Origin of the sequence: Pseudomonas entomophila (assembly GCF_029478665.1) — a bacterium.
Lineage (GTDB): Bacteria > Pseudomonadota > Gammaproteobacteria > Pseudomonadales > Pseudomonadaceae > Aquipseudomonas > Aquipseudomonas entomophila_F.
This window is the reverse complement of the sequence record NZ_JARPQB010000065.1, coordinates 1-19,391: the sequence shown is the minus strand read 5'-3', so window position 1 is coordinate 19,391 and position 19,391 is coordinate 1. Positions and strand designations below refer to the sequence as shown.

Here is a 19,391-nt window from a genome sequence, read left to right as displayed (position 1 = left end):
CGCTTAACGGTTGGAGGAAACACTTCCTCACAATCCTTCACAAAGTGTTATTTGCGCAGGCCTGGGCTCAGGCGCAGCATATCCAGCCCGGTGTCGACCCATTTTTCAACATCGTGCAGCAGGTCGAAGCTGTCCGGCAGCAGTAGCCAGCGCCCGATCAGGCCATCGACATAAGCAAAGATGGCCACCGCACCACGCTCGATATCGAGGTCGGCAGGCAACTGCTCGCGGCGCACGGCGTTGGCCAGCGCCAGGGCCACGCTCTCATGGCAGTCCAGCACCGCACCCTGGCGCTGCTGGCGAATCTCACACATGTCGTCGGTGAACTCGCACTTGTGATGCAGAATTTCATTGATACGCCGGGTCCGCGCATCGAGCACCAGCTCGTTGAACACTTGCAGCAGCAGCTTGCGCATGCAGCCAAGCGGGTCGAGCTCATCCTCGCTTTCACTGGCCCGGGCCAGGTGGTCGTGGGTTTCGTGCAGGCTGTCGAGCAATGCCTGCACCAGTTCAGCCTTGTTGCTGAAATGCCAGTAGATCGCGCCACGGGTCACCCCCGCCAGCTCGGCGATATCGGCCAGGGTGGTGCGCGCAACACCGCGCTTGTAGAAGGCCTTTTCCGCCGCCTCGATGATCTGGGCGCGGGTTTCCTGGGCTTCTTCTTTGGTTCGACGGACCATGGCAGCACAACCTCATCAGGCCCCGCGCGCTCGCATGGCAGGCGGGAATCAGGCCGGGGCCGGCTCTTTCAGGGCGGCACCCGGGAATCTTCGAGCGATCCGCGGCGGTAACCACTCGCGGTATTTACAAACAAGCATGAATGTAAGTATATTCGGTAGCAAGCTATTTATCCACCGGATAGCGTTTTTCCTACAAGACTCTTCCACTATATTCTTGAGCTCCCCTGCTCCTGCGACCCGAGGATCCTCATGCAATTCAAGCCAGCCGTAACCGCCCTGGTTTCCGCCGTGGCCCTGGCAACCCTGCTCAGTGGCTGTAAGAAAGAGGAAGCCGCGCCAGCGCCCCAGGCTCCTCAGGTCGGCGTCGTGACCGTGCAACCGCAAGCCTTCACCCTCACCTCGGAACTGCCGGGGCGCACCAGCGCCTACCGGGTGGCCGAGGTCCGTCCGCAGGTGAACGGCATCATTCTCAAGCGCCTGTTCAAGGAAGGCACCGACGTGAAGGAAGGGCAGCAGCTCTACCAGATCGACCCGGCCGTCTACGAGGCCACCCTGGCCAACGCCCAGGCCAACCTCCAGGCTACCCGCTCGCTGGCCGAGCGCTACAAGCAACTGATCGACGAGCAAGCCGTCTCCAAGCAGGAGTACGACGACGCCAATGCCAAACGATTGCAGGCCGAAGCGTCGCTCAAGAGCGCGCAGATCGACCTGCGCTACACCAAGGTGCTGGCCCCGATCAGCGGCCGCATCGGTCGTTCCTCGGTCACCGAAGGCGCCCTGGTGAACAATGGTCAGAGCAACGCCATGGCCACCATCCAGCAGCTCGATCCGATCTACGTCGACGTCACCCAGTCCACCGCCGAGCTGCTCAAGCTGCGCCGCGACCTGGAAGGCGGCCAACTGCAGAAGGCCGGCGACAACGCCGCACAAGTGCAGCTGGTGCTGGAAGACGGCAGCCTGTTCAAGCAACAGGGTCGCCTGGAGTTCTCCGAAGTCGCGGTCGACGAGACCACCGGCTCCGTCACCCTGCGCGCCATCTTCCCCAACCCCGACCACACCTTGCTGCCCGGCATGTTCGTGCATGCGCGGCTGAAGGCCGGGGTCAACGCCAACGCCATCCTGGCCCCGCAACAGGGCGTCACCCGCGACCTCAAGGGCGCGCCGACCGCGCTGGTGGTCAACCAGGAGAACAAGGTCGAACTGCGCCAGCTCAAGGCCAGCCGCACCCTGGGCAGCGACTGGCTGATCGAGGAAGGCCTGAACCCGGGCGACCGCCTGATCACCGAAGGGCTGCAGTTCGTGCGCCCAGGCGTCGAGGTCAAGGTCAGCGAAGCCACCAACGTCAAGAAGCCGGCCGGCCCTGCTCAGGCCAACACGGCGAAAGCAGACGCCAAAGCGGAGTAAACCATGTCGAAGTTCTTTATCGATCGCCCGATCTTTGCCTGGGTGATCGCCCTGGTGATCATGCTGGTCGGCGCCTTGTCGATCCTGAAGCTGCCGATCAACCAGTACCCGAGCATCGCCCCGCCGGCCATCGCCATCTCCGTCACGTACCCTGGCGCCTCGGCGCAGACGGTGCAGGACACCGTGGTGCAGGTGATCGAGCAACAGCTCAACGGTATCGACAACCTGCGTTATGTGTCGTCGGAAAGTAACTCCGACGGCAGCATGACCATCACCGCCACCTTCGAGCAGGGCACCAACTCCGACACCGCGCAGGTCCAGGTGCAGAACAAGCTGAACCTGGCCACCCCGCTGCTGCCGCAAGAAGTGCAGCAGCAGGGTATCCGCGTCACCAAGGCCGTGAAGAACTTCCTGCTGGTGATCGGCCTGGTGTCCGAAGATGGCAGCATGAGCAAGGACGACCTGGCCAACTACATCGTCTCCAACATGCAGGACCCGATCTCGCGAACTGCGGGCGTGGGTGACTTCCAGGTGTTCGGTGCCCAGTACGCAATGCGTATCTGGCTGGATCCGGCCAAGCTGAACAAGTTCCAGCTGACCCCGGTCGACGTGCGCACCGCCGTGGCCGCGCAGAACGTCCAGGTATCGTCCGGCCAGCTCGGCGGCCTGCCGGCACTGCCGGGCACCCAGCTCAACGCCACCATCATCGGCAAGACCCGCCTGCAGACCGCCGAGCAGTTCGAGAAGATCCTGCTCAAGGTCAACAACGACGGTTCCCAGGTACGCCTGGGCGATGTCGCCACGGTCGGTCTGGGCGGCGAGAACTACGCCATCAGCGCCCAGTACAATGGCATGCCGGCCTCGGGCCTGGCGGTCAAGCTGGCCACCGGCGCCAACGCCCTGGACACCGCCAAGGCGCTGCGCAAGACCATCAGCGACCTGGAGCCGTTCTTCCCGCCGGGCGTGAAGGCCGTGTTCCCGTATGACACCACCCCAGTGGTCACCGAATCGATCAGTGGCGTGATCCACACCCTGATCGAAGCCGTGGTCCTGGTGTTCCTGGTGATGTACCTGTTCCTGCAGAACTTCCGCGCCACCATCATCACCACCATGACCGTGCCGGTGGTGTTGCTGGGTACCTTCGGCATCCTTGCCGCCGCGGGCTTCAGCATCAACACCCTGACCATGTTCGCCATGGTTCTGGCCATCGGCTTGCTGGTGGACGACGCCATCGTCGTGGTGGAGAACGTCGAGCGGGTGATGTCCGAGGAAGGGTTGCCACCGAAGGAGGCCACCAAGCGTTCCATGGAGCAGATCCAGGGCGCGCTGGTCGGTATCGCCCTGGTGCTGTCGGCGGTACTGCTGCCGATGGCCTTCTTCGGCGGTTCCACCGGTGTGATCTATCGCCAGTTCTCCATCACCATCGTCTCGGCCATGGGCCTGTCGGTGCTGGTGGCGCTGATCTTCACCCCGGCCCTGTGCGCCACCATGCTCAAGCCGCTGAAGAAGGGCGAGCACCATGTGGCCAAGCGTGGCTTCTTCGGTTGGTTCAACCGCAACTTCGACCGCAGTGTTGTCGGCTACGAGCGCAGCGTCGGCACGATCTTGCGCAACAAGATCCCGTTCCTGCTGGCCTATGCCCTGATCGTGGTCGGCATGATCTGGCTGTTCGCGCGCATCCCCACCGCATTCCTGCCGGAAGAAGACCAGGGCGTGCTGTTCGCCCAGGTGCAGACCCCGGCCGGTTCCAGCGCCGAACGCACCCAGGTGGTGGTCGACCAGATGCGCGAGTACCTGCTCGACAAGGAAGCCGACACCGTGGCGTCGGTGTTCACCGTCAACGGTTTCAACTTCGCCGGCCGTGGCCAGAGCTCGGGCATGGCGTTCATCATGCTCAAGCCGTGGGACGAGCGCTCGAAGGAGAACAGCGTGTTCGCCCTCGCCCAGCGCGCGCAGATGCACTTCTTCAGCTTCCGCGACGCGATGGTGTTCGCCTTCGCCCCGCCGGCGGTACTCGAACTGGGTAACGCCACCGGCTTCGACGTGTTCCTCCAGGACCGCGCCGGCGTCGGCCACGCGAAGCTGATGGAAGCGCGCAACCAGTTCCTGGCCAAGGCCTCGCAGAGCAAGATCCTCAGCGCGGTGCGCCCCAACGGCCTGAACGACGAACCGCAGTACCAGCTGACCATCGACGACGAACGCGCCAGCGCCCTGGGCGTGACCATCGCCGACATCAACAACACCCTGTCGATCGCCCTGGGCGGTAGCTACGTCAACGACTTCATCGACCGCGGTCGGGTCAAGAAGGTCTATATCCAGGGCGAACCGAACTCGCGGATGAGCCCGGAAGACCTGCAGAAGTGGTACGTGCGCAACGGCAAGGGCGAGATGGTGCCGTTCTCCTCCTTCGCCAAGGGTGAATGGAGCTACGGCTCGCCGAAGCTGTCGCGCTACAACGGTGTGGAAGCGGTCGAGATCCTCGGTGCCCCGGCACCGGGCTACAGCACCGGTGAAGCCATGGCCGAAGTCGAGCGCATCGTTGGCGAACTGCCAACCGGCATCGGCTACTCCTGGACCGGCATGTCCTACGAGGAAAAACTCTCCGGCTCGCAGATGCCGGCACTGTTCGCCCTCTCGGTCCTGTTCGTGTTCCTGTGCCTGGCAGCCCTGTACGAGAGCTGGTCGATCCCGATCGCGGTGGTGCTGGTAGTACCACTGGGTATCATCGGTGCCCTGCTCGCCACCAGCCTGCGCGGTTTGTCCAACGACGTGTACTTCCTGGTCGGCCTGCTGACCACGATCGGCCTGGCGGCGAAGAACGCCATCCTGATCGTCGAGTTCGCCAAGGAGCTGCACGAGCAAGGCCGTAGCCTGTACGACGCGGCGATCGAGGCGTGCCGCATGCGTCTGCGCCCCATCATCATGACTTCGCTGGCGTTCATCCTCGGCGTGGTACCGTTGACCATCGCCAGCGGCGCCGGCGCGGGCAGCCAGCACGCCATCGGCACCGGCGTGATCGGCGGCATGATCAGTGCGACCGTGCTTGCAATCTTCTGGGTACCGCTATTCTTCGTCGCTGTGTCGTCGCTGTTCGGCAGCAAAGAACCGAAACAGGACGCCACCCCTGAAACTCCACGTTATGAGGCTGGGCAATGACCAAGTCTTTGTTGTCCCTGGCGGTAACCGCCTTCATTCTCGGCGGCTGCTCGCTGATCCCCGACTACCAGGCGCCTGAGGCGCCGGTGGCCGCGCAGTGGCCGCAAGGCCCTGCGTACTCGCCGACCGAGTCGGCCAACGTCGCCGCCGCCGAGCAGGGCTGGCGCCAGTTCTTCCACGACCAGGCGCTGCAACAGCTGGTGCAGACTTCGCTGGAAAACAACCGCGACCTGCGCGTGGCGGCGCTGAACATCGACGCCTACCGTGCGCAGTACCGCATCCAGCGCGCCGACCTGTTCCCGGCCGTCACCGCCAATGGCAGCGGCAGCCGCCAGCGGGTGCCGGCGAACATGTCGCAGACCGGCGAAGCGAACATCACCAGCCAGTACTCGGCCACCCTGGGTGTCAGCGCCTACGAGCTGGACCTGTTCGGCCGCGTGCGCAGCCTGACGGAGCAGGCCCTGGAGACCTACCTCTCCAGCGAGCAGGCGCGTCGCTCCACGCAGATCAGCCTGGTAGCCAGCGTGGCCAACGCCTACTACACCTGGCAGGCCGACCAGGCGCTGCTCAAGCTGACCGAAGAAACGCTCAAGACGTACGAAGAGAGCTACAACCTGACCCGCCGCAGCAATGAGGTGGGCGTGGCCTCGGCCCTGGACCTGAGCCAGGCGCGCACCGCCGTCGAAGGCGCGCGGGTCAAGCTGTCGCAGTACCAGCGCCTGGTCGCCCAGGACTTGAACAGCCTGACCGTGCTGGTAGGTACCGGCGTGCCGGCCAACCTGCCCAAGCCGCTGGAGCTCAACGCCGACCAGCTGGCTGAAGTGCCGGCCGGCCTGCCGTCCGACATCCTCCAGCGCCGCCCGGACATCCAGGAGGCCGAGCACCTGCTCAAGGCCGCCAACGCCAACATCGGCGCCGCCCGCGCGGCGTTCTTCCCGAGCATCAGCCTGACCGCCAACGCCGGTACCCTGAGCCCGGACATGGGCGGGCTGTTCAAGGGGGGCTCGGGCACCTGGCTGTTCCAGCCGCAGATCAACCTGCCGATCTTCAACGCCGGCAGCCTGAAGGCGAGCCTGGATTACTCGAAGATCCAGAAGGACATCAACGTCGCCAAGTACGAAAAGACCATCCAGACCGCCTTCCAGGAAGTCGCCGATGGCCTGGCCGCACGCAAGACGTTCGAAGAGCAGCTGCAGGCGCAACGCGACCTGGTGGCGGCGAACCAGGATTACTACCGCCTGGCCGAGCGCCGCTACCGCATCGGTATCGACAGCAACCTGACCTTCCTCGACGCCCAGCGCAACCTGTTCAGTGCCCAGCAGGCGCTGATCAGCGACCGCCTGTCGCAGCTGGTCAGCGAGGTCAACCTGTACAAGGCCCTCGGTGGCGGCTGGTACGAACAGACCCAGCAACAGGCCTCGATCCAAACGCCGAAAGGCTGATTGGTTCAGTAACAGCATCAAGCCCACCCTCGCGGTGGGCTTTTTGTTGGATGCCGTACACCGTCCCTGTAGGAGCGGCCTTGTGCCGCGAAAGGGGCGCGAAGCGGCCCCAGATATCAGCATTCCTGCAGCATTGCCGGGGCTGCTGCGCAGCCCTTTCGCGGCACAAGGCCGCTCCTACATCCTCAACACGATCGGACATATCGTTCGATAATCGCCCCATTCCGCTTACGACGAATTGCCTCGCCCCCGCCCTGCCCCGCACCATCGCCCACGCAACGTTGCACAAGCTCTCACAAAAGAAGCCAGGCCCTGCGGCCGCACCCGCAGCGCACAGGCTCGCCCAATAAAAACAAGAGACCCAAGCGATGAGCACTTTGCACCCCGCACGCCAGCTATTGCCCGGCCTGTTGGCCCTGTCCTGCGCCGTCCCCACCCTGGCCGCCGAAGGCGGCTTCGTGGAAGACGCCAAGGCCAGCCTCAACCTGCGCAACTTCTACATCAACCGCAACTTCGTCGACCCCGCCAACCCCCAGGGCAAGGCTGAGGAGTGGACCCAGAGCTTCATCCTCGACGCCCGCTCCGGCTTCACCCAGGGCACCGTCGGCTTCGGCGTGGACGTACTCGGGCTGTATTCGCTCAAGCTCGATGGCGGCAAGGGCACGGCCGGCACCCATCTGCTGCCCGTGCATGACGACGGTCGACCGGCGGATGATTTCGGCCGGCTGGGCGTGGCGCTCAAGACACGCCTGTCACAAACCGAACTGAAGGTCGGCGAGTGGATGCCGGTGCTGCCGATCCTGCGCTCCGACGATGGCCGCTCGTTGCCACAGACCTTCCGCGGCGGCCAGCTCACCTCGAAGGAGCTCGACGGCCTGACCCTCTACGCCGGCCAGTTCCGCGGCAACAGCCCGCGCAACGACGCGAGCATGGAAGACCTGTTCATGCAGGGCCGCGCCGGCATCACCTCCGACCGCTTCAACTTTGCCGGTGGCGAGTACACCTTCAACGACAAGCGCACGATGCTCGGCCTGTGGAACGCCCAGCTCAAGGATATCTACCGCCAGCAGTACCTCAACCTGGTGCACAGCCAGCCCCTGGGCGACTGGACCCTGGGCGCCAACCTCGGCTACTTCCTCGGCAAGGAAGACGGCAGCGCCCGCGCAGGTGACCTGGACAACCGCACAGCCTCGGCCATGCTCTCGGCGCGCTACAAGGGGCACACCTTCTATGTCGGCCTGCAGAAGGTCAGCGGCGATGATGCCTGGATGCGGGTCAACGGCACCAGCGGCGGCACCCTCGCCAACGACAGCTACAACGCCAGTTTCGACAATGCCCAGGAACGCTCCTGGCAACTGCGCCATGACTTCAACTTCGTCACCGTCGGGATTCCCGGGCTGACCTTGATGAATCGCTATATCAAGGGCGACAACGTGCACACCAGCGCGGTGGACGACGGCAAGGAGTGGGCGCGGGAAACGGAGCTGGCCTATGTGGTGCAGTCCGGGACGTTCAAGGACCTGTCGGTGAAGTGGCGCAACTCGACCATGCGCCGGGATTTCAGCAGCAATGCGTTCGATGAGAACCGGGTGATCGTGAGCTACCCGTTGAATCTGTTGTGAAACGGTTCGCCGGCAAGCCGGCTCCTACGCCGCCCCCAGGTAGGAGCCGGCTTGCCGGCGAATGCTCTATGCACATAACAAAATCTACTAAAAACAAAACAAATCCATTATTGACGCTATATGTGACAACCACTAAAAACGAGGACTGATCACCCGCTACCTGAGCCCGAGCATGGACCTCCGCCAACTGCGCTACTTCATCGCCCTCACCGAATACCGCAGTTTCGTCCGCGCCGCCGAGGCCATGGGCATCACTCAACCGGCCTTCAGCCGCGCCATCCAGAACCTCGAGCAAGCCCTCGGCTGCAGCCTGGTCGATCGCGGCAACAAGGCCCTGCCGCCCACCCCCGAAGGCCAGGTGGTGCTGCAACACGCCCGGCGCCTGGTGCAGGGCGCGGCCCAGTTGAACAACGAAGTCCTGCAAATGACCAAGCTCGATGCCGGCGAGCTGCATTTTGGCAGCGGCCCCGCGCTGGCCGTGCACTTGGTGCCACAAGCATTGCAGCACTTCATCGAACACCACCCAGGCATCCGCACCGCGCTGCAGGTCGACAACGCCGAACGCCTGGGCCAGGCCCTGCGCCGCGAGCAGATCGAATTCTTCGTCGATGACATTCGCCCGTTCGAAACCGACCCCAACTTCCACACCGAACCGCTGAAACCACGCCCCGGCCTGTTCTTCTGTCGGCCCGGCCACCCGTTGCTGGCCAAGGACAGCCTGTCGACCAACGACCTGTTCGCCTACCCGCTGGCCAGCGCCCTGCTCGCCCCCGGCGTGCGCAAGCGCCTGGCCAACCTCAGCGGGCGCAGCGACTTCACCCCGCACCTGCAGACCGAACACCTGGCGGTGCTACGCAGCGTGGTGCTGGCCAGCGATGCGATCGGCACCGCCAGCGAGGAGGCCGTCAGCGACGACCTGGCCGCCGGCCGACTGGTCCGCCTGCACTGGCGCAACCTGCCCCCAGGGCTGGAAGTGCTGAGCGTGCGCTGCGGGGTGATCAGCCGCAGTGGCTATCGCCTGTCACCCGCCGCCCGGGCGATGATCGATACGCTGGTCAGCCTGGATGCTGTGCCATCGCTCGCAGGCGCGGCGCATCGACAATCTCCACCTCGCCGTAGCCCAGGCGCACCACGCCAGCCTGCTCGAGGTTCCTGAGGATCTGGTTGATGGTCTGGCGCGACAGCGAAAGCATCAGTGCCAACTGCTCCTGGGAGAGTTGCAGGCGCCACTGCGGCACATCCCGCTCGCCATAGCCCTCGGCGATCTGCAGCAGCCGGTGAGCCAGGCGCGGTGCTGCCGCCAGCAAGCTCTGCTGCTCCAGGGCAACGAACACCCAGCGCAACTTGTGGCTCATCAGCAGGGCCAGCTCGCGCCAGTGCCGGGGCTCGCGGTCGAGCCATTGCAACAGGGGTGCCTGGGGTATCCACAGCAGCCGTGTCGCGCCTTCGGCGAAGGCGTCGTGGGTGCGCGGCTGGCCATCGAACAGGCTGATCTCGCCAAACCAGTTGGGCGTCTCGACCAAGGTCAGCAACGCCTCCTTGCCCTCGCTGCTGACCGCCCCCACGCGCATCGCCCCGTCAAGCACCGCATACAGGCCGCAGGGCGCGTCGCCACGCTGGAACAGGCACTGCCCGGGCGCCAGCTCGCGAAACCGGGCCAAGGCCAGCAGGCTATCCTGAACAGGTGCGGGCAACTGCCGGAACCACTGGCCGTGCAACAACTGGTTACGTAAATCGTGCATGGCACCTCGCAAGCGGACTCTGTCGGCCAGGCGACAGACGACGATGGATGAACGGGGCAAGCTGGCGTTACCCCGAACGGAGGAACAACAATGAAAAACCTCGTCGAACACCTGAGTCAATACGCGGCCTATCACCGCGATCCACGCAATATCGCCACGCATTTTGTCGGCATCCCGCTGATCGTGCTGGCCGTGAGCATCCTGCTGTCGCGGCCCGGCTGGGACGTGGGCGGCCTCTGGTTGTCGCCGGCACTGCTGCTGGCAACCTGGTCGGTGTGGTTCTACCTGCGCCTGGACACGCGCTTCGGCCTGGTGATGGGCCTGTTGCTGGGCCTGTGCCTGTGGGCCGGGCAGACACTGGCGGTGCAGGCCACCGGGCTGTGGCTGAGCGCCGGCCTGGGCGCGTTCGTGGTGGGCTGGCTCATCCAGTTCGTCGGGCACTGGTATGAAGGGCGCAAGCCTGCGTTCGTCGACGACCTCAGCGGGTTGATCATCGGACCGCTGTTCGTGGTGGCGGAGCTGGCCTTCATGGTCGGTTTGTGCGGCGACTTGAAACGCGCCGTGGAAGCCAATGCCGGACCGGTGGCGGTGCGCCAGAAGAAAGCAACGATCTGACACCTGTGGGGCCGCTGCGCGGCCCTCCCTTTCGTCGACCATTGAAACCTGCCAACCACCGCCCCATCTAAGCACCATAGCCATTCACGCAGGTGCCCCATGAGCGACCAGCAGGATTTCCCGGAACGCCCCGACGAACACAGCGAAGTCGAACACCTCGATCCAGCGGCCAGCACCGGCCACCACCTCGCCCTGCCCGGCCAGCAGTTGCCGGACAAGGTCTACGTGATCCCGATCCACAACCGCCCGTTCTTCCCCGCGCAAGTGCTGCCGGTGATCGTCAACGAAGAGCCCTGGGCCGAAACCCTCGACCTGGTGGCCAACACCCCGCACCGCTCGTTGGCGCTGTTCTTCATGGACACCCCGCCCGAAGACCACCGCCACTTCGACACCAAGGCGCTCCCTGAGTACGGCACCCTGGTGAAGGTGCACCACGCCAGCCGCGAAGGCGGCAAGCTGCAGTTCGTCGCCCAGGGCCTGACCCGCGTGCGCATCCGCACCTGGCTCAAGCACCATCGCCCGCCGTACCTGGTCGAGGTCGAATACCCGCGCCAGCCGGCCGAGCCCACCGACGAGGTGAAGGCCTACGGCATGGCGCTGATCAACGCGATCAAGGAACTGCTGCCGCTCAACCCGCTGTACAGCGAGGAGCTGAAGAACTACCTCAACCGCTTCAGCCCCAACGACCCCTCGCCGCTGACCGACTTCGCCGCCGCGCTGACCTCCGCCACCGGCAACCAGTTGCAGGAAGTGCTCGACTGCGTCCCCATGCTCAAGCGCATGGAAAAGGTCCTGCCGATGCTGCGCAAGGAGGTCGAGGTCGCCCGGCTGCAGAACGAGATTTCCGCTGAAGTGAACCGACAGATCGGCGAGCACCAGCGCGAGTTCTTCCTGAAAGAACAACTCAAGGTCATCCAGCAGGAGCTGGGCCTGACCAAGGATGACCGCAGCGCCGACCTCGAGCAGTTCCAGCAACGCCTCGAGGGCAAGACCTTGCCCGAGCAGGCGCAAAAGCGCATCGACGAAGAGATGGGCAAACTGGCCATCCTCGAGACCGGCTCGCCGGAATATGCCGTTACCCGCAACTACCTGGAATGGGCCACCGCTCTGCCCTGGGGCATCCAGGGCAAGGACAAGCTCGACCTCAAGCACGCCCGCAAGGTGCTCGACCAGCACCACGCCGGCCTCGACGACATCAAGGAGCGCATCCTCGAGTTCCTCGCCGTCGGTGCCTGGAAAGGCGAGATCAGCGGTTCCATCGTGCTGCTGGTCGGCCCGCCCGGGGTGGGCAAGACCAGCATCGGTAAATCCATCGCCGAATCCCTGGGTCGGCCGTTCTATCGCTTCAGTGTCGGTGGCATGCGCGACGAGGCGGAGATCAAGGGCCACCGCCGCACCTACATCGGCGCTCAACCGGGCAAGCTGGTACAGGCGCTGAAAGAGGTCGAGGTGATGAACCCGGTGATCATGCTCGACGAAATCGACAAGATGGGCCAGAGCTACCAGGGCGATCCGGCCTCGGCGCTGCTGGAGACCCTGGACCCGGAGCAGAACGTCGACTTCCTCGACCACTACCTGGACCTGCGCCTGGACCTGTCCAAGGTGCTGTTCGTCTGTACTGCCAACACCCTCGACTCGATCCCTGGCCCCCTGCTCGATCGCATGGAAGTGATCCGCCTGTCCGGCTACATCACCGAAGAGAAACTGGCCATCGCCAAGCGCCACCTGTGGCCCAAGCAACTGGAGAAGGCCGGCGTCTCGAAAAACAGCCTGAGCATCAGTGACAGCGCCCTGCGCACGGTGATCGAGGGTTATGCCCGAGAGGCCGGCGTGCGCCAGTTGGAGAAACAGCTGGGCAAGCTGGTGCGCAAGTCGGTGGTCAAGCTGCTGGAAGACCCGGGCGCCAAGCTCAAGATCGGCACCAAGGAGCTGGAGCCTGCCCTGGGCATGCCGGTGTTCCGCAGCGAACAGGTGTTGGCCGGCAAAGGCGTGATCACAGGGCTGGCCTGGACCAGCATGGGCGGCGCCACCCTGCCGATCGAAGCCACGCGTATCCACACCCTGAACCGTGGTCTCAAGCTCACCGGCCAGCTGGGGGATGTGATGAAGGAGTCGGCGGAGATCGCCTACAGCTATGTCAGTTCGAACCTGAAGCAGTTTGGCGGCACGCCGGGCTATTTCAATGAAGCCTTCATCCACCTGCACGTGCCCGAGGGCGCAACCCCGAAAGACGGCCCCAGCGCCGGGGTCACCATGGCCAGCGCCCTGCTGTCGCTGGCCCGTGACCAGGTTCCGAAAAAAGGCGTGGCCATGACCGGCGAGCTGACCCTGACCGGCCAGGTGCTGCCGATTGGCGGGGTGCGCGAGAAGGTGATCGCCGCGCGGCGGCAGAAGATCTTCGAACTGATCCTGCCGGAGGCCAACCGCGGCGACTTCGAGGAGTTGCCGGACTACCTGAAGGAAGGGCTGACCGTGCACTTTGCCAAACGCTTCACCGACGTGGCGAAAGTGCTGTTCAGCTGAACGAGGAGAAGGGCTAACACCTAATGCCAGTCAGTTAAGCCAATTGGGGTCGCTCCGCGACCCTTCGCGGGTAAACCCGCTCCTACAGGATCACGCAAACGCTGAATCGAGCGCTGTACTTGTAGGAGCGGGTTTACCCGCGAAGGGCTGCAAAGCAGCCCCAATAAGTGCGATGAAGCGCTAACTGACGGGCATTAGGCTAACGCCCCTCTCTTCTTCTCAAGTGAAAGCATCACGCAGTCGCTTCGACTGCTTTGCGACCTGCTGCCACTGCCCCAGAAAACGCTCGAAATAAATCATGAAAAGTGCCAGTTCGCGCTGACTGCTCACACGCTTCAAATTACGATTGGCGCTCTCGGCATACTCATCGATTACTTGCCAGGCCGAGTGCAAGCGCTCGGTACTTCCAAGTACCCCTTCGACTTGAAAAGCATCCGCACCCAATACATCCCTGAGTGCCTCCAGGCCCGGACGAGTAATAATCTGGACTTTATTGGGCGGAATGACTATTTTGTAAGTTTTTTTATAGTCATGAAACTTGGCCTTGGCAAGCGCCGTTCGTGCCCGTTTCAACTCTGCTTGCAGCTCACGCCGATACGTCTCACGAAATGATCCGATAGCGTTCAGATAACCAGCAACCAATTCACCGAACACCGTAACTTCAAGACGCAGGGTTAACAGTTGCCCAATCATTTTCGCGACACACGCAAGATCCCCCTCACTTAACATTCGCTCTTCGCCGTTTAAAAACGGCTCCCATCCCGCCCCCCGAATTTCAAGCATTTCCAGGGATGAAGCAAGCTTCTCTACCTGGTCACCTAACTGCGCGACTGATTGAGTATGAACAACCAACGCTTTACCCAACACCTCTCCGCCCTTTCGCAGCACCCGCCATTTCATGGCATGCTTCGATAGCTTGGAAAACAACGGTGCCATGTGCCGAGGCTCCAGCACCCATTCGGAAACAGCCGTATAACCTGCCCATACTTTAAAAAGAACGGGAATACGTGGTAATCCATTGAGCGTCCTGGCATAAACATCCAACTCGGTGACCGCGATCTTGAGAAGGTTGTCTTCATTGGCCTCTTCTTTAGCGAGGGCTTGTACCCTCTGTTCCATCGCCCGGACGATCTGCCACTCAGGCGTTAGCATTATGCTTGTCATAGACGTTCACTCCACTAGCCTGACCTGCGCCATCACCGACGAAGGTCAGGCTACTCAAGAATCAAAATGCATCGCTGATCTGCTTGATCACGCTCTGCTGATAAGCCAGGAGTGCATTGAACAGGGTTTCGATATCTCGCAAACCCTCTACGCTGTGAGGCTTCGCCATGCTCAGTCGGTTGCTAAAGCCCTCCATGATCACGATCAGCACATTCACCGCCGCCATCCAGCCACTACGCATTTCCAGCAGCGAAGGGATGATCTCCAAGGCCTTGAGCTGCAGTTGGCATTGCCTCAGGGCTTGGCCAGCGTCAGCAATCTCCTGCTTCAAAGTCCGCACCGTGCCAGCCTGTTGTCGGCGTTCGTCCTGCAGCCGGCCGTAATTCAGATTGCCGATCAGTTGCCCGATCGCTTTCTCCAGATCTTTCAGCGCCTTTGCCGCGGCCTCGGCCAGCACTGCCACCTGCCCTCCCGGCAGTGCCAGTGCTGCCAGCTGTTCAGGGGTGGGCAGCATGCCGTCGAACTTGACCTCGACATCAATGGCTTCCAGCGCTGCCAAAGCCTCTTGCATCGCCTTCAGCTTCGCTGACTCGACCTCAAGTTCGGCGTTGCGGGCTGCGAGGGTGGTCTGCACACTCGTCTGTTCCTGAAGCAGACGTGCCTGGTCGCGAGAAGCATCGAGCGCAGGCAGTGCCGATACATGCTTGAGCGAACTCTTGAGCTCGGCAGTCTGGATCGTCAGGTTTGACCGAACGGTATTGATCGTTGACTGGACCAGCGATAGGACAGAGGGCGTCACACCACGCACTTCAGCTCGCTGAATGATTCGCCCCATGTTTGTAGTTCGCAGATAAGCTTCTGACGTTTGGGCCGCAGCCATCATTTCTTTCGGCACATCATTCAATTGATGGGCATGCCGCTCAAGCGAACGGAAAAGCGTCGGCAGGGGCTTGAGGTGACCGCGCTGCCACTCCAGCAGGAACGCAGCGGCAGCGGTCAGAACCGGATCCAGCTCGGGTTGTTGGGCAGGGGAAGTCAGGTAGGTAATATTCGTATTCATGGTCATGGCCTTGGAGTATTGATCAACGTGCCGACAGGGCATCATCAAAAACACGGTTCAGTTGCAGCGAGGTAGTTTCAATACTTTCCCACTGCCCGAGAAAACGCATGAAGTGGGTAATGAAAATCCAGAGTTCCTGGCCATCAGTAATCTCTGCCAGCACCTTGATCGAAGTGTCGATATAAACCCCTACACTCGCCCAAGCCGATTGCAGATGAGCGGCCGATGTCCCCACGTCACGCAGGCGTGCATCAAGATCATCCACAAACTGAACCAGTTCCTTGATTCGCCCTTCCAGATTCTCGCGCGCCTTCAATTGGGCAACGGCTTGCTTTCGCAGCCTCTCCAAGCGCTGGCGCTCTTTACGGACCTTCTCGGCTTTAATGCCGTAGATCGTGCCACCCACAGCGGCCCCGATGAGTCCACCCGCCAACCCCGACAAGCCGGCGGTCAAATACTTGTCGTACTCTTTCTTTAACGCAGCGATTTCAGTGTCATACTCTTTGATTTCTCCGCGAAGCCGCTCGACCAGCCCATCTTGCTGTTTACGTTTCAGGGCCCTGTCCTTGTTCCCCACCGTTGGCAACAAACGCGTGGTGATGGTGTTTCGGAACACTTCACTACTTTTCTTAACGTCAGCCACACGCGAGGCATACTGCGCGACGTCTTCCTTGATGATCGCCATGTAAGTGCTCAGCCGTCTTACAACGCGCTTATCCTTGTCCCCAAGGATGATCGGGTCATCAAATTCAAGATTTTCCCAGGCCTCTTCTTCCTCAAGGAAACTCAGGTTCTCACACGCCTTGACAATGCGATTACCCGTGGTGTTGATCAAATTCGCGGTAGAGGCCAACTGGCTGGAAAGCGCCTTGCTGGTGTCGGACAACCTCGTCCAGGTGGCGGCGTGCCCGCGCAGGTCGGTGAATAAAGTCCCCATGGACGATGGGGTCAGTTCAGGCTCATCGATCTTCCGATAGCCCAGCCACTGCTCGACACGTGCCGCAGTTGCGGGCAAGGCAAAGGCAAAATTGGCGTATTCGTTGATCGTGATGATGTGCTCGCGGGTGAGGGTCAGGCCGCCTGCAGCCTCGCCATCACGCTCGGCCATGGCGTTCACCAGTGTGCCTGGATGGGTCGTGGCCTCATCCGCGATTTTTTCATAGTGCGCTTTGTTGAAGCTCATGTGCTTCTCCTTGTATCCAAACCGGAATGGCTTGGTGATACAAAGCTAAAACCCATCAACAAAGGCTTGCAGCTGGCAGTAATTCCTCCTACATCTGCACATCCGATCTCTCACTGGAGAAACCATGAGATCCCACCTCGCATTATTTCCACTGGCCATGAGCCTGCTTACCGCCTGCACGCAACAGGCCCAGCACCCCGTTTCACTCGACGGCGAAAGTGAATGCCCCAAGCGCCTGGTCGTCGGCCAGAGCATGACCCTCACCCTGCCCAGCAACCCCACCACCGGCTACCGCTGGCTGGTGCAGAACCCCGCCTCGGAAGTCCTGCGCAGCCTCGGCCCCGAGGTGTACAGCTCCCCGGAGCAAGCCGGCATCGTCGGCAGCGGCGGGCTGTCCACCTGGCGCTTTCAGGCCAAGGCCGCAGGCGAGGGCCACCTGATCCTGGTCTACCAACAGCCCTGGGCTCCGGAAGTGCGTCCGGTGCAGACCTTCGATTGCGCCATCCGGGTGAACTGAGCGGACGGCGCCGGTCAGCGAGTCATGCAAGCGCGCCGCGGTTTGGCTAGAATGCCGCCCCTGTAGATTGCCAGCCGCCTGGACCCACCGTGAGCAAACAACCCGACCGCCTATTCGCCCAGCCCCTGGAGCAGGTGCCCGACTTCGTCTTCAACGAGGACGTGGTGCAGGTGTTCCCGGACATGATCAAGCGCTCGGTGCCCGGTTACCCGACCATCGTCGAGAACCTGGGGGTGCTGGCCGCGCGCTTCGCCCAGCCACACTCCGCGCTGTACGACCTGGGCGCCTCGCTGGGCGCGGTCAGCCAGTCGCTGCGCCGCCATGTGCGCAGCGACGGCTGCCGGGTAATCGCGGTGGACAATTCCGCGGCCATGGTCGAGCGCTGCCGCCAGTACCTCACCGCCCAGGACTCGATGTTCCAGGAACTGCTGCCGGTACAGGTGCTGGAGGCCGACATTCTCACGCTGCCCCTCCAGCCCGCCTCGGTGGTGGCGATGAACTTCACCCTGCAGTTCATCGCCCCCGAACAACGCCTGGCGCTGCTCGGCCGCATCCGCCAGGCCCTGCTGCCGGGCGGTGCGCTGATCCTCTCGGAGAAATTGCGTTTCGCCGACGACCAGGAACAGCAACTGCTCAACGAACTGCACCTGGACTTCAAGCGTGCCAATGGCTACAGCGAACTGGAAATCGCCCAGAAGCGCAGCGCCATCGAGAACGTGATGAAACCCGACACCCTGGAAACCCACAAGGAACGCCTGCGCGCCGCCGGCTTCAGCAAGGTCGTGCCGTGGTTCCAATGCCTCAACTTCGCCTCGCTGATAGCCCTGCCATGATCGATCTGTCGCCCCTCGTCCGCCGCCTGGCGGGCACGCCCCTCGCCACCTGGTCCCAAGGCCTGCAGGCACAACTGGAAGCCAAGCTGGAGAAAGGCCACGGCGACCTCGATCGTTGGCGCGGTGCCCTCGAGGCCCTGCCCCAGCTGACCCCGAGCCAGGTCGACCTGGTCGACGGCCTGCGTCTGGACTGCGACTGCGACGACGCCACCCGCGCGCAAATGCGCCAGGCCCTGATGGGGCTGTCACCCTGGCGCAAGGGGCCGTTCGACCTGTTCGGCGTGCACGTGGACACCGAATGGCGCTCGGACTGGAAATGGTCACGGGTCGGCCCGCACCTCGACCTCAAGGGCAAACGCGTGCTCGACGTGGGTTGCGGCAACGGCTACTACCAGTGGCGCATGCTCGGCGCCGGGGCCGACATGGTCATCGGCGTCGATCCCAACTGGCTGTTCTTCTGCCAGTTCCAGGCGGTGCAGCAGTACCTGCCGGAACTGCCGGCCTGGCACCTGCCGTTCGCCCTGGAAGAGCTGCCGGCCAACCTCGAAGGCTTCGACACGGTGTTTTCGATGGGCGTGTTCTACCACCGTCGCTCGCCCATCGAACACTTGCTGGCGCTCAAGGACTGCCTGGTCAAGGGCGGCGAACTGGTGCTGGAGACCCTGGTGATCGAGGGCGACGAGAACCAGGTGCTGGTGCCTGAAGACCGTTATGCGCAGATGCGCAACGTGTGGTTCCTGCCCTCGGTGCCGGCGCTGGAGCGCTGGCTGCGCCGGGCCGGATTCAGCGATGTGCGCTGCGTCGATGTCAGCGTCACCTCGGTCGAAGAGCAGCGCAGCACCGAGTGGATGCGCTACCAGTCGCTGGGCGACTTCCTCGACCCGAACGACCACGGCAAGACCGTCGAAGGCCTGCCGGCACCGCGCCGCGCCACGTTGCTGGCGCGCAAATAAAAAAGGCGCCCATCTGGGCGCCCGAATCCACCTGCGGCGAGGAGCTGACGCGGCGCAGGTGTGTGGTACTCAATCCTTGGCCAGCTCGCGGGCCTTCTCCTCGGCCTTGCGCTCGCGTTCCACCACCGCCTCTTGCTTGTCGCCATACAGGCGTTGCTGGTCCTGGCGGAAGGCTTCCCAGAACTGCTTGGAGCGCTCCGCGCCACCCTCGGCGTAGACGCTGGCGCTGCCCAGGGCGAGGGTCGCCAGCAGCAGGTATTTAGTCAGGTTCATCGTGCTTGCCTCGTGATAACCGTATCGACAGGGCCATCCTAGCGAGGCGCAGCTAACGCCAAGGTGAGGCGGACATTACAGTGTTGAAAGGCCGGCTGATGGAAAATACCTGACATGGCCTCTGTAGGAGCGGCTTCAGCCGCGATCACCCGCGACGCGGGTGCCAGACCCGCAGCGCCCGCATCGCGGCTGAAGCCGCTCCTATGTATGGACTCGCCCACACT

General features: G+C 62.9%; 16 protein-coding genes. 10 read left to right on the top strand and 6 right to left on the bottom strand.

Annotated features, from left to right (window positions below):
• Nucleotides 1-47 precede the first annotated feature (47 nt).
• Nucleotides 48-680: a TetR family transcriptional regulator gene (locus P5705_RS24175; protein WP_213658119.1), complete on the bottom strand. Its 633-nt coding sequence runs from the start codon at nt 678-680 to the stop codon at nt 48-50.
• 249 nt (nt 681-929) lie between these two features.
• Between P5705_RS24175 and ttgA the strand changes: the two genes are divergently transcribed.
• The 5 genes from ttgA (at nt 930) to P5705_RS24150 (ending at nt 9,460) form a co-directional block, all read left to right on the top strand.
• Complete coding sequence (gene ttgA / locus P5705_RS24170; RefSeq protein WP_277463404.1) at nt 930-2,084, top strand: toluene efflux RND transporter periplasmic adaptor subunit TtgA; 1,155 nt, start codon at nt 930-932, stop codon at nt 2,082-2,084.
• 3 nt (nt 2,085-2,087) lie between these two features.
• The gene (ttgB, locus tag P5705_RS24165; protein ID WP_277463403.1) at nt 2,088-5,240 is read left to right on the top strand and encodes a multidrug efflux RND transporter permease subunit TtgB; all 3,153 of its coding nucleotides are present in this window, start codon (nt 2,088-2,090) and stop codon (nt 5,238-5,240) included.
• Nucleotides 5,237-6,682 carry an AdeC/AdeK/OprM family multidrug efflux complex outer membrane factor gene (locus tag P5705_RS24160; protein ID WP_277463402.1) on the top strand — a complete coding sequence of 482 codons (1,446 nt, stop codon included), beginning with the start codon at nt 5,237-5,239 and terminating at the stop codon, nt 6,680-6,682. Before ttgB ends, P5705_RS24160 begins: the two co-directional genes overlap by 4 nt.
• A gap of 368 nt (nt 6,683-7,050) precedes the next feature.
• Entirely contained in the window at nt 7,051-8,304 is a 1,254-nt protein-coding gene (locus P5705_RS24155) for an OprD family porin (RefSeq protein WP_277463401.1), read from the top strand.
• Between the two features lie 172 nt (nt 8,305-8,476).
• Nucleotides 8,477-9,460, top strand: a complete 984-nt coding sequence (locus P5705_RS24150) for a LysR family transcriptional regulator (protein ID WP_277463400.1) — start codon at nt 8,477-8,479, stop codon at nt 9,458-9,460.
• Here the strand turns inward: P5705_RS24150 and P5705_RS24145 are convergent.
• Nucleotides 9,360-10,046: a Crp/Fnr family transcriptional regulator gene (locus tag P5705_RS24145; protein ID WP_277463399.1), complete on the bottom strand. Its 687-nt coding sequence runs from the start codon at nt 10,044-10,046 to the stop codon at nt 9,360-9,362. The two genes, P5705_RS24150 and P5705_RS24145, sit on opposite strands and share 101 nt — an antisense overlap.
• 90 nt (nt 10,047-10,136) lie before the next feature.
• Between P5705_RS24145 and P5705_RS24140 the strand changes: the two genes are divergently transcribed.
• Both P5705_RS24140 and lon read left to right on the top strand, forming a co-directional pair.
• Nucleotides 10,137-10,661 (top strand): DUF962 domain-containing protein, encoded by a 525-nt coding sequence (locus tag P5705_RS24140; protein WP_277463398.1) that lies wholly within the window; start codon nt 10,137-10,139, stop codon nt 10,659-10,661.
• Nucleotides 10,662-10,760: 99 nt separating this feature from the next.
• The gene (gene lon, locus P5705_RS24135) at nt 10,761-13,184 is read left to right on the top strand and encodes an endopeptidase La (RefSeq protein ID WP_277463397.1); all 2,424 of its coding nucleotides are present in this window, start codon (nt 10,761-10,763) and stop codon (nt 13,182-13,184) included.
• Nucleotides 13,185-13,403: 219 nt separating this feature from the next.
• Here lon and P5705_RS24130 read toward each other — a convergent pair whose 3' ends face one another.
• From P5705_RS24130 to P5705_RS24120, 3 genes are all read right to left on the bottom strand, one after another.
• Nucleotides 13,404-14,348: a hypothetical protein gene (locus P5705_RS24130; protein WP_277463396.1), complete on the bottom strand. Its 945-nt coding sequence runs from the start codon at nt 14,346-14,348 to the stop codon at nt 13,404-13,406.
• 61 nt (nt 14,349-14,409) lie between these two features.
• A complete protein-coding gene (locus tag P5705_RS24125; RefSeq protein ID WP_277463395.1) occupies nt 14,410-15,408 on the bottom strand; it encodes an alpha-xenorhabdolysin family binary toxin subunit B in 999 nt (332 codons plus the stop codon).
• A 22-nt stretch (nt 15,409-15,430) separates the two neighbouring features.
• A complete protein-coding gene (locus P5705_RS24120; protein ID WP_277463393.1) occupies nt 15,431-16,591 on the bottom strand; it encodes an alpha-xenorhabdolysin family binary toxin subunit A in 1,161 nt (386 codons plus the stop codon).
• A gap of 124 nt (nt 16,592-16,715) precedes the next feature.
• Here P5705_RS24120 and P5705_RS24115 point away from each other — a divergent pair, with 124 nt between their 5' ends.
• From P5705_RS24115 to cmoB, 3 genes are all read left to right on the top strand, one after another.
• Nucleotides 16,716-17,108, top strand: coding sequence for a protease inhibitor I42 family protein (locus P5705_RS24115; RefSeq protein ID WP_277463392.1), 393 nt, complete (start codon nt 16,716-16,718; stop codon nt 17,106-17,108).
• An 89-nt stretch (nt 17,109-17,197) separates the two neighbouring features.
• Nucleotides 17,198-17,941 carry a carboxy-S-adenosyl-L-methionine synthase CmoA gene (cmoA, locus tag P5705_RS24110; protein WP_277463391.1) on the top strand — a complete coding sequence of 248 codons (744 nt, stop codon included), beginning with the start codon at nt 17,198-17,200 and terminating at the stop codon, nt 17,939-17,941.
• On the top strand, nt 17,938-18,894 hold the full coding sequence (gene cmoB / locus P5705_RS24105; RefSeq protein ID WP_277463390.1) for a tRNA 5-methoxyuridine(34)/uridine 5-oxyacetic acid(34) synthase CmoB: 957 nt from the start codon (nt 17,938-17,940) through the stop codon (nt 18,892-18,894). The genes cmoA and cmoB overlap by 4 nt, the downstream gene beginning before the upstream one ends.
• Nucleotides 18,895-18,963: 69 nt before the next feature.
• Here the strand turns inward: cmoB and P5705_RS24100 are convergent, their stop codons facing one another.
• Nucleotides 18,964-19,167, bottom strand: coding sequence for a hypothetical protein (locus P5705_RS24100; RefSeq protein ID WP_011535430.1), 204 nt, complete (start codon nt 19,165-19,167; stop codon nt 18,964-18,966).
• Nucleotides 19,168-19,391 lie beyond the last annotated feature (224 nt).

What these genes read in the sequence shown, in the direction of transcription:
- lon (WP_277463397.1), top strand. Translation starts at nt 10,761, where the DNA reads ATGAGCGACCAGCAGGATTTCCCGGAACGCCCCGACGAACACAGCGAA.
- P5705_RS24125 (WP_277463395.1), bottom strand. Translation starts at nt 15,408, where the DNA reads ATGAATACGAATATTACCTACCTGACTTCCCCTGCCCAACAACCCGAG.
- P5705_RS24130 (WP_277463396.1), bottom strand. Translation starts at nt 14,348, where the DNA reads ATGACAAGCATAATGCTAACGCCTGAGTGGCAGATCGTCCGGGCGATG.
- P5705_RS24100 (WP_011535430.1), bottom strand. Translation starts at nt 19,167, where the DNA reads ATGAACCTGACTAAATACCTGCTGCTGGCGACCCTCGCCCTGGGCAGC.
- P5705_RS24145 (WP_277463399.1), bottom strand. Translation starts at nt 10,046, where the DNA reads ATGCACGATTTACGTAACCAGTTGTTGCACGGCCAGTGGTTCCGGCAG.
- ttgB (WP_277463403.1), top strand. Translation starts at nt 2,088, where the DNA reads ATGTCGAAGTTCTTTATCGATCGCCCGATCTTTGCCTGGGTGATCGCC.
- ttgA (WP_277463404.1), top strand. Translation starts at nt 930, where the DNA reads ATGCAATTCAAGCCAGCCGTAACCGCCCTGGTTTCCGCCGTGGCCCTG.
- P5705_RS24175 (WP_213658119.1), bottom strand. Translation starts at nt 680, where the DNA reads ATGGTCCGTCGAACCAAAGAAGAAGCCCAGGAAACCCGCGCCCAGATC.
- P5705_RS24155 (WP_277463401.1), top strand. Translation starts at nt 7,051, where the DNA reads ATGAGCACTTTGCACCCCGCACGCCAGCTATTGCCCGGCCTGTTGGCC.
- P5705_RS24150 (WP_277463400.1), top strand. Translation starts at nt 8,477, where the DNA reads ATGGACCTCCGCCAACTGCGCTACTTCATCGCCCTCACCGAATACCGC.
- P5705_RS24140 (WP_277463398.1), top strand. Translation starts at nt 10,137, where the DNA reads ATGAAAAACCTCGTCGAACACCTGAGTCAATACGCGGCCTATCACCGC.
- cmoB (WP_277463390.1), top strand. Translation starts at nt 17,938, where the DNA reads ATGATCGATCTGTCGCCCCTCGTCCGCCGCCTGGCGGGCACGCCCCTC.
- P5705_RS24115 (WP_277463392.1), top strand. Translation starts at nt 16,716, where the DNA reads ATGAGATCCCACCTCGCATTATTTCCACTGGCCATGAGCCTGCTTACC.
- P5705_RS24160 (WP_277463402.1), top strand. Translation starts at nt 5,237, where the DNA reads ATGACCAAGTCTTTGTTGTCCCTGGCGGTAACCGCCTTCATTCTCGGC.
- P5705_RS24120 (WP_277463393.1), bottom strand. Translation starts at nt 16,591, where the DNA reads ATGAGCTTCAACAAAGCGCACTATGAAAAAATCGCGGATGAGGCCACG.